Source organism: Vibrio sp. ECSMB14106, assembly GCF_000972265.1.
GTDB classification, from domain to species: domain Bacteria; phylum Pseudomonadota; class Gammaproteobacteria; order Enterobacterales; family Vibrionaceae; genus Vibrio; species Vibrio kanaloae.
Genome location: NZ_LAUM01000055.1, coordinates 1 through 8,298, shown reverse-complemented (window position 1 = coordinate 8,298; position 8,298 = coordinate 1). Strand labels below are relative to the sequence as shown.

The 8,298-nt window shown below is 42.3% G+C and carries 8 protein-coding genes and 1 pseudogene; 2 read left to right on the top strand and 7 right to left on the bottom strand.

Annotated features, from left to right (window positions below; translation table 11 throughout):
* Positions 1 to 560 (top strand): annotated as a pseudogene (locus tag WR49_RS20455) (hypothetical protein); the annotation flags it as partial.
* A 113-nt stretch (positions 561 to 673) separates the two neighbouring features.
* Here WR49_RS20455 and WR49_RS20450 read toward each other — a convergent pair.
* The 6 genes from WR49_RS20450 to WR49_RS20425 form a co-directional block, all read right to left on the bottom strand.
* Complete coding sequence (locus WR49_RS20450) at positions 674 to 2,122, bottom strand: ATP-binding protein (RefSeq protein ID WP_046225246.1); 1,449 nt, start codon at positions 2,120 to 2,122, stop codon at positions 674 to 676.
* A gap of 20 nt (positions 2,123 to 2,142) precedes the next feature.
* A complete protein-coding gene (locus WR49_RS20445) occupies positions 2,143 to 3,000 on the bottom strand; it encodes a DNA polymerase (RefSeq protein WP_046225245.1) in 858 nt (285 codons plus the stop codon).
* A gap of 210 nt (positions 3,001 to 3,210) precedes the next feature.
* On the bottom strand, positions 3,211 to 3,951 hold the full coding sequence (locus tag WR49_RS20440) for a hypothetical protein (protein WP_046225244.1): 741 nt from the start codon (positions 3,949 to 3,951) through the stop codon (positions 3,211 to 3,213).
* A 360-nt stretch (positions 3,952 to 4,311) separates the two neighbouring features.
* Entirely contained in the window at positions 4,312 to 5,517 is a 1,206-nt protein-coding gene (locus WR49_RS20430; RefSeq protein ID WP_017087736.1) for a hypothetical protein, read from the bottom strand.
* A gap of 173 nt (positions 5,518 to 5,690) precedes the next feature.
* Positions 5,691 to 5,864 carry a hypothetical protein gene (locus WR49_RS21555; RefSeq protein ID WP_162929923.1) on the bottom strand — a complete coding sequence of 58 codons (174 nt, stop codon included), beginning with the start codon at positions 5,862 to 5,864 and terminating at the stop codon, positions 5,691 to 5,693.
* A gap of 299 nt (positions 5,865 to 6,163) precedes the next feature.
* Positions 6,164 to 6,430, bottom strand: a complete 267-nt coding sequence (locus tag WR49_RS20425) for a hypothetical protein (protein ID WP_017086156.1) — start codon at positions 6,428 to 6,430, stop codon at positions 6,164 to 6,166.
* Between the two features lie 234 nt (positions 6,431 to 6,664).
* On the opposite strand from WR49_RS20425, the gene WR49_RS20420 reads away from it, so the two are divergent.
* Positions 6,665 to 7,537 (top strand): helix-turn-helix transcriptional regulator, encoded by an 873-nt coding sequence (locus WR49_RS20420; RefSeq protein WP_046225242.1) that lies wholly within the window; start codon positions 6,665 to 6,667, stop codon positions 7,535 to 7,537.
* A 54-nt stretch (positions 7,538 to 7,591) separates the two neighbouring features.
* Here WR49_RS20420 and WR49_RS20415 read toward each other — a convergent pair whose 3' ends face one another.
* Positions 7,592 to 8,062: a hypothetical protein gene (locus WR49_RS20415; protein WP_046225241.1), complete on the bottom strand. Its 471-nt coding sequence runs from the start codon at positions 8,060 to 8,062 to the stop codon at positions 7,592 to 7,594.
* Positions 8,063 to 8,298: the final 236 nt, after the last annotated feature.

Sequence of the window (8,298 nt, the reverse complement as noted above, 5' to 3'; positions counted from 1 at the left end):
TACCTTTCGCAAGTCCTTGCAGGGCAAGGGGCTTCGTAATCTTGCCCTATGGAGAAAAGCGATCAGGAGATAAAACTAAAAACGCTGGAGGGAAAGACTACCCTGCTCACTTATCACTAAAGAACTTACTATATAAGTTAGTTAGGTCTCCAGATGAGAATTATGCTCACGGTACAAACGTGTTTATCCCTGACGCCCCGTTTCCTGATCTTCCTTCATCAGCTGATGAACTTTTTGTACACTTTAAGAATGTTCATGAGGGTTTACATGAGAAGAACCGCATTTTCTGGGGCTTCATTAGTGATGCCGCATATTCAAATGATGGTAAATTATGGCTGAACGCAGGTAGTCGCTCTGATGGATTAAGTGTCGCCATAAGGCCAGAAATTACGGAAGAGTTTCTTCAATACTTCAAGGTGGACACTGATTTAGAGCATTTACAAGGCTGCCATGCTTTGATCATTGGTGATTGCTATTATGCAACAACAGGGAAACCTGTCATTTGGTGTAGTAAGCTCGACTTTGTTGTATTGAGAAGATATAACTTTGACACTCACTAAATAAATATTTGGTTCCTGCTATCCACGCAGAGCACCAACCGTCAACGCCGCCACCAGAAAGCAAAAAAAAATCCGGTACCAGTGAGCAATGCCACCGATACCGGATGTGATAATTAAATTAATGGCTTATCTGAAACCATTATGTAACGCTCTGCATCTCGTCCAAACTTGAAGTAGATGCCATTGGCATTCAAGCTTGATTCTTGACCCTTAATCTTTGCTGACAACGCCGCTGCACCTTTAGGTAGATACATGCTTTCTTCAAACTCTTGAAGCTTATTCAGAAGCTCGGAAGGCTTGCCCTTCCACGGCTTACCTCCAGCTTTCTTAAGCAATGCCGTAAAAGCAATCGTTAGACTATCATCTGCCATACCCGATGCCATCAGCGACTCTACATTCTTCTCGTACACTTTTTGCAGCTTACCCTCTGGGATTTTCCAGATTGTTTCTAGCGCTCCTATCCATTTGGCATAGTCCATCATTCGCGCTTCATGCACCACCTCAACATCAGGTAATACCGCCAACGCTTTGGATGCAAGAGTCAGTAAGGCACCGAATATCTCTGGCATAGCTGCTTCTAACTCAGCTTTCAGCTCTTGTTCAGGACGTCGATTGCCTTTCTTCATCGGTTCCAAGTTGACTCGGAGGCAACGGGAAGCTAAGTCGGATTCTTTAACAAAATCATGAATACCGTTTAATACTAGTGGGCTATGTAGCTCTAGCATCGTCACTTCTGCTGTCTTGTACAGTGTTCGCTTCGTCATGGTTCCCTTGGTAGCTACGGTACAAAGCAAATCACTTTGACGCTTAGTTAAGCTTCTAAGGTTATCAATAACAACTAGCGACATGTCGTTAATGGTCAGAACAAAGTCACTTTGCTTAGGAAAAGCCATCGCTGAGACAGCGCTAGGATCTAACAAGCCACGAAGCACGTTATTACAGAAGAAGCTTTTTCCCGCCCCCTTCTCACCTTGGATCATCAGAATAGGATAAGGGACACCTTTTACCTTAGGATGCGCCATCAAGTAGGTCATATACGCTACTAGCAAAAGAAAGGTGTCCTGATCAGTGTTGATGAAACCTCTAAGCTTCTTCAGAGCTGATTTCATATCAACACAAGGTAGCTTTGGCGTCACCATTGGCAACTGAAAACTTGGTCTCTGAAAGTACAACTCTTCGTTGCTGGCTGGCATGCTATCCAACACATCAACACCTTGAGCGCTAAGTTGAGCAATCTGACCGTTCGAGAGATCAATGGTGACTGTTTCAGTTCCCGGAGCCATACCATATCGAATTTGAGGTTTAATCAACGGCTGCTCATGCTCCCATGCGATAGCTTTGACTTCCTCGAATGCATCTTTCACGTTTTTACCAACCAATCTTAGTTCTACTCGCTTAGCGAACTTACGCAGCATCTGCTCTCCCTGATCAGAAGCCAATGGGATAGCTTGCTTAGACTCTCCGGTATGCTCAATCAAATATGGTGTGCGTGACTCGTCCTGCTTAACTACGCTAGGGGTAAACTGTTCTAAGAACTCTGCGAATGCATTTTTATCAGCCATTGTAAAAATCTCCTTTAATACTATTTTTCTTGGGATGGCAGCATCATTTCGACTGCCACTTTTAAACGGAAACCATTTAGAACATCGGCGGCGGCGTCGGTGAGAGCCTGAGTTGCCGCATCCAATTGGTTTTGAAATTGTGCTTGTTCTAACCTCACCAAGAACGAATCGTGGTTGGTGAGTAGAAGTGGAATGTTGGCGTCATCAAGACGTAGACAGGCTCGACGCATAATGTCGGCACCTGTTGCTTGAATCTTCCAATTAGTTAGCGAGAGTTGCCCGTCCAAATCCGATATGGTGTATTTCCAATCTAAGGAACGAGCGAAGCCTTGATGCCGAATAACATCGGCAGATCTAGCGAGATAGTGGTCAATTGGGTAAATAAGACGAGATAGCTCATGAGACAGAGCTCTAACTCGACTCAACGCAATCCCCAGTTTTTCAGCGAGTGTCCGATAACCGATACCATATAGGCGTCCAATGAGCATTTGCTTACACTGGTCACGGCTAAATTGGCCGCCAACTAACTGAACGATATTTTTGTATATGTCCCCCTTTTGGTACCAATGCATGAGCACCTGACATTGCGCAAAATAAGCGGCAATCATGGGTTCTTGTTGCTGGTAATCTAAAAGAGCATAAACACTGCCTTTAGGTGGGCTCAGTACAGACTTCCAGTACTGCTTAGGGACTTGGTTCAGAGAAGAACCAAGCGTATGATCACGACCTGTTTTAGTATGAAAAGTCGAGACGACCGGACGATACCAATTCCCGGTAGAATCTGTGTTTAGTGCTTTAACAATGCCTTGATATTGCTTAGCTACGAATTGGCTTGTACCCGATTTTTTCTGTGAGTACGAACCAATTCGCTTAAGCATTGCAGCACGATTTACTCTAATCGCTTCTCTACTCTTTAGATGCTCTATATGTCGCGTAATGCGACGTTGAACATCCAAAGGTGGCAAGCTCGAAACAGATTTAACCTCTTGAGCGATATGGTCAGGTAGGTAACCTTGCGCTGAGTGAACAAGTAACTGTTTATTTAGCGCATAGGTATGTGGTCCGAGACCATAACGTGCTATTACAATTCATGCTGCCATATCGTCGAAGTCCAAGTCATCAAGGTCAATCTCATCTTCAATTTCGACTTCCTCCAATTCTTCTAACGGCTCTGGGTCGTCCGAGAAAATTCCATCTTCGGAAGGATCTCTCACTCTTTCAGCGTCGGTGTCGTCATTACTCACTTGCTTTTGTTCAGTATCACCGTCAACGACGTCAACAAACTCACCTTTATTTTCTAACAACGCTTGAGCTACAGGATGTTCTAGGGAATCGATGTGATACTCTCCACCAAACGTTTCATCAAAAGCTTTCGCTACAAGAGACATATCAACATCAAATGGGGCGATATCATGCTCAACCGAGTAACTATAGACACCAGCCTCTTTGTTACGTTTTACTGAGATAACCTTCCCCTCAGCACTCGCCTTCACCGCGTCTAGCTTGCTGCGGTTCCAAGAATTTGATGGATTGCTACTCAATAGAACTAGGCGAATCTCGTTTTTTGTCGTTTGCAGAACATGAAGTACCTTTTGAGATACTTCTTTTTTTGGTAAGGACTGCGCAATGTCGGCATCTACATAATATATATACTTATATCCTGTCTCGTCATCGTATCGCTCAATCGTTAGCATTTTTTGTACTTCAGACTTTGTCATAAATGGAACACCATCTGACGGCATCATGTTTGACAATGCGTTACTAGGAATCTGCGCTTTGAAGTTAGCTACTTTTTCAGCCTGTGCATTTAGTTTTTCAAATAGATTCATTTCATCTCTCCTAAGTTATCAATAGAAATTGATGCGATTTAATTCAGCATCGCAATGGGCAGCCATTCAGCTACCCATTAAGTTGCAAAATCAATATTCAAAAGTCGTAGAGCGTTACTTTCCAGATTGTTAAAGAGCATCGAGAAGGCGTTCCGTCTCGTTGGTTTGCATTAAACAGCAATGTTGTGGCGTTGAATTTCCAAAGTGCTCGAAATAGCTAAATTTATCGTTTGGACTTTCTTTCCTAACCACGAAATACATTTAACCAGCTCCCCCACGAAGATAATTTCCAAAGTGCTTGTAAAAGCTACAGGCATAAAAAAAGAGAAGCTTTCGCTTCTCTTTTTTATCTGGTTCACGCTACTTTGACTGTTGTGACTTTTCGTAGGCATTCCTACTTTTACTGAACAAGCTATCTGATATATAAGCAAATGGTCCATCATACTTCTTCCACTTACTAAACTCTGAGTTGAGTTGCTTCTGTCTTCTGGCATAGCATTCATCATCAGACTCAACTACACCATCCTTGCCCACTTTCCTACTCACTTTATCCAGATAAAAGAAACTATCATTTTTTGCAATTTCTTCTGCTGCTTTATTGGCAGACACTGCATTAACCTTTAACCATGAATATAGCCACGCTTTAATAAATAACCAGCGATACGTTGCTCTGATATCGCTAGCTTTGTAACCACCATGCATTCTCGTATACATAAAAGTAGCAGGACTCGAAAGCTTAGCCTTACTACGCCCTTTCTGCTTTTTCTCGATATCTAAAGATTTCATTGAGAGCTCATGCATCAAAATTAGGTCAATGTACCGTTTCGTGTCTATTGCGATCGACACCTCTCTCCCTGATTTCTCATACTCAAACAATCTCCATTCATTCAAAACTTGCTCTATGTATTCCTCTAATCCTTGCTTGTAAAGCAAATACAAAGAAGTTGATAACAACGCAAACTTTTGGTTTTGAGGAAAGTCGACTAGCTCTTTACGGTTTAAGTAAGGCTTATTTGCAAACTCCATCAACTCCTCTACAACCGCCGATACCTGCGTAATCATTCCTTCTAGTATTTCAATACTGAGTGATGCTTTCCGCTTACTTAACTTCGCTCTGATTTCTTCAATGATCCATTTATCCCAGACCTGAAAAAGCTTATCTACAAGCCCCTCTAAATAGTCATTGACAGTCATAGGCGCTGATGACGTTGGAAGTCTTATTTCAAGTCGATCCATAACTTCGATAATGGACAACGCAGTCGTATTAAAAAAATAATTTTGGTGTAAATGCTGATACAGAGGAGTTTTAATTTTATCTAAGAACTCTTCTTCATAACTCTGTACATCACCTTTTTCAAACTTACTCAAAGCCAACGGACAATAAGCTTCATTACATCCTGGAAAATATGAAAAACCTAGTGTTTTTATGTGGAAATCTAGATGCTCATAGCTAGGTCGTTCTGACGTCTTTAACTGAATAAATTCGGGGTGAGATGATGCAATAAACATTTCAAAATTTATTAAATCAGGATCTTCTGGGGCAATACCGAAAGCTTTTCTGGCCAAAATTGCTATCTCTATAACATGAACATACCGAGTTTCTCATCCTATCTCAGTGATTGTTATGATATCCAGTCAATAGCATTATTATTGTCGTCGTCGACTTAATTCAGACGCCGTCAGCGTCAACGCGCAGCAAAAAAAGCAGAGGTTATCCCCCTGCACACCTAGTTTGCCCGTCAATCATCTATAACCTCGTCGGCGACGACACCAATTACGAAACCAGCTAGACCACCGATAAATACCCCATATGGACCATACCTAGCACCAATAGCAGCACCGACTTGAGCGCCACGGATACCAGTGTTCTTCTTTGATTGGGATGATGATTGTGAGAATGTTTTACTTTGCATACTTCCCTTCCTCTTTATATAGATATGAAAAAAGGCCATGCTCGATGAAGAACATGACCTTTTAGATTTTTACCAATACAGCTTTAGTGAGAGTGACCGCACACCTGACAGCTACCATCATCATAAGCACGATCACCACATGCAGGACAGGTTGTAACTAGTGTTGTAATTGATTTAATCGCCATGTAAAGGCTCCTTCTTGTTGGTTGATTAGGGTGTTGCGGAGCTCATTGATACCTAAGCCTAGAGAGTTCCAATTTCGAAACTGAGATATCGTGAGCCAAGCTCCGCAACAAAACTTATTGTGCTTTACCTTTCTGGGTATCTGGGCCGCATTTCGCCGTATCAGTGACATGACCATTCATGGTTCCACAGACATCCGCTTTCCATTGCACGATGACACCGTAAGACGCTGTATTCTGAATACCTGCCTTGCCATTCCATTGAGGCTCTAGCAGCTCTTTCATTTTCGAGATATCGCCCGGATTACCACCGAACGTACCACCTGCGAATACCGAAGATGTGAATAGCCAAGTTAGACCTAGCAGGATAATTGATTTTTTCATTGTTGTTTTTCCTTGAAGATTGCATGCCCTCTTTCTAAGAGGACATCTGTTGATTAGTTTGAAGGTGTGGACTGACAGGTGGTGTCAGTTGGCAAAATTAATTTGAGGAATAACGGCAGGGCTTAGGTTTCGTGGGCTATGAAACCTATAACAAAATCGGTCACTTACTCATGACTATCGGGAAATAATGATGGCTGACACTACCTGTCAGCGAATCAGTACATCATTGGTGATATGAATAAGAGTGAGAAGTTAGCCTACCGATTGAGTCAGATACTTTCCCGATTACATTCAGGAGAGAAACTGAGCCTTATCGACTTACAGCAGGAATTTGGAGTACATGAACGAACTGTACTTCGAGATTTCAGTCGACTGGCATTTCTACCTATCGAAAGAGAGGATGGATATTACTTCTTAAAGCAATTAGATCATCGTAACCCTAAAGCTCATTTAGCTCTGAACTCCCTATCGAGTATGGGGGTAGATAAGTTGTTTCCAGATAGAGCAGTCATGACTCAGGCACTAAGCCATAAGACACAATCTATTCTGTTCCGTCATTTACCTATCGAAGATTCCAGTCGCTTTCAGACAACATTACGTGTCATTGCGAACGCTATTCATCAGCGAAACACTCTAACCTTAACGTGTCAGCGTCGTCGTTATCATCGGATTGAGCCTTACCAACTCATTAACGAACATGGGATTTGGCATTTGGTTTCAGTACTTAGGAACCAGTCATATTCGTTTCGAGTATCGGAGATTACAGAGTTAGTTCAACACGATGATATTTACACTCCCTCCCCTAGCTTCAACGAGAAACTAATCAGAGAAGAATTACACTGGAATACTCAGGGTATTGTAGAGGTCATCGCACAGGTAGGTTCTAGTCGAATTGATGATTACCAGAGGTCAGAACAACCTATGGCAATTCAGGTGCTGAAAGAGTTAGGTTATGGTTCAACGCTTATAAGCATTGAGACATCAGATATTCACGCATTAATGCCAGTCCTTAAATCTTGGCTACCTGATATCGATGTAATTTCTCCGTCATGGGTAAAACAAGCCTTGGTTAGAGATGTTGAAGCCTACCTAGCGACTTGTTCATGAGTAGGTTTATCGACGGCGTCGTCATTACGTCGACGACGACAAGGTTTTTACACACTATTTAGCCCTTGATTTTGACAGTGCGAGAAGCTCCTTTTTCCTATCTTGATATTTCTCTGAAACGACATGTAGGTAAATAGAAGACTCAGCTTTAACAGCTAAACCTAGACCACGAACGATAGCGGCACAGAAACCCTGATTGTTGGCTGAACCAGAAGAATAGAGGGATTTGTAGACCTGACTTTTCCATGATTTATCACCCTGAGATTCGATAACCTCGAATAACTTAGAGCACGGAACCCATTGTTTTGAATGTAACCCTGCCCCTCCTGTCTGCCCAGCAATCCGGAAGTAGAGTTGTTTATCCTCAATATTTTGCGCAATCTCGAAGAGGATTTTCCCTTGAGATTTTGAACCTAGTTTGTCTGCTTCCCCTGATTTGAGGATGTTAGAGAATGGATTGTGTTTTGACGTGTCTTTAGATGCATCAGCATCTGTATTCGCTGTACTACCTTTAGATTGGATCATAGAAACTTTCCTTTATTTATTGAACTAGAAAGAAGACCTTTATCGGTAAAAATCATTCTAATTCAATAATATAAATTCATTTCGAGACTTATTACGCCTAGGGTTCCTTCCTGTCTTTTCCTGTCCGGCTCCTGTCTTTCCACCCAAGTTTAACCCCATAACCTCGTCGGCGTCGTCGTACTAATCACGTTCGACAATTCCCGTCGTCGACGTCAGTAAAATCATGCGGGTAGTAG

Bases quoted from the DNA above. Each gene is read 5' to 3' on its own strand.
- WR49_RS20420 (WP_046225242.1), top strand. From the start codon at position 6,665: ATGAATAAGAGTGAGAAGTTAGCCTACCGATTGAGTCAGATACTTTCC.
- WR49_RS20450 (WP_046225246.1), bottom strand. From the start codon at position 2,122: ATGGCTGATAAAAATGCATTCGCAGAGTTCTTAGAACAGTTTACCCCT.
- WR49_RS20415 (WP_046225241.1), bottom strand. From the start codon at position 8,062: ATGATCCAATCTAAAGGTAGTACAGCGAATACAGATGCTGATGCATCT.
- WR49_RS21555 (WP_162929923.1), bottom strand. From the start codon at position 5,864: ATGCAAAGTAAAACATTCTCACAATCATCATCCCAATCAAAGAAGAAC.
- WR49_RS20440 (WP_046225244.1), bottom strand. From the start codon at position 3,951: ATGAATCTATTTGAAAAACTAAATGCACAGGCTGAAAAAGTAGCTAAC.
- WR49_RS20445 (WP_046225245.1), bottom strand. From the start codon at position 3,000: ATGCTTAAGCGAATTGGTTCGTACTCACAGAAAAAATCGGGTACAAGC.
- WR49_RS20425 (WP_017086156.1), bottom strand. From the start codon at position 6,430: ATGAAAAAATCAATTATCCTGCTAGGTCTAACTTGGCTATTCACATCT.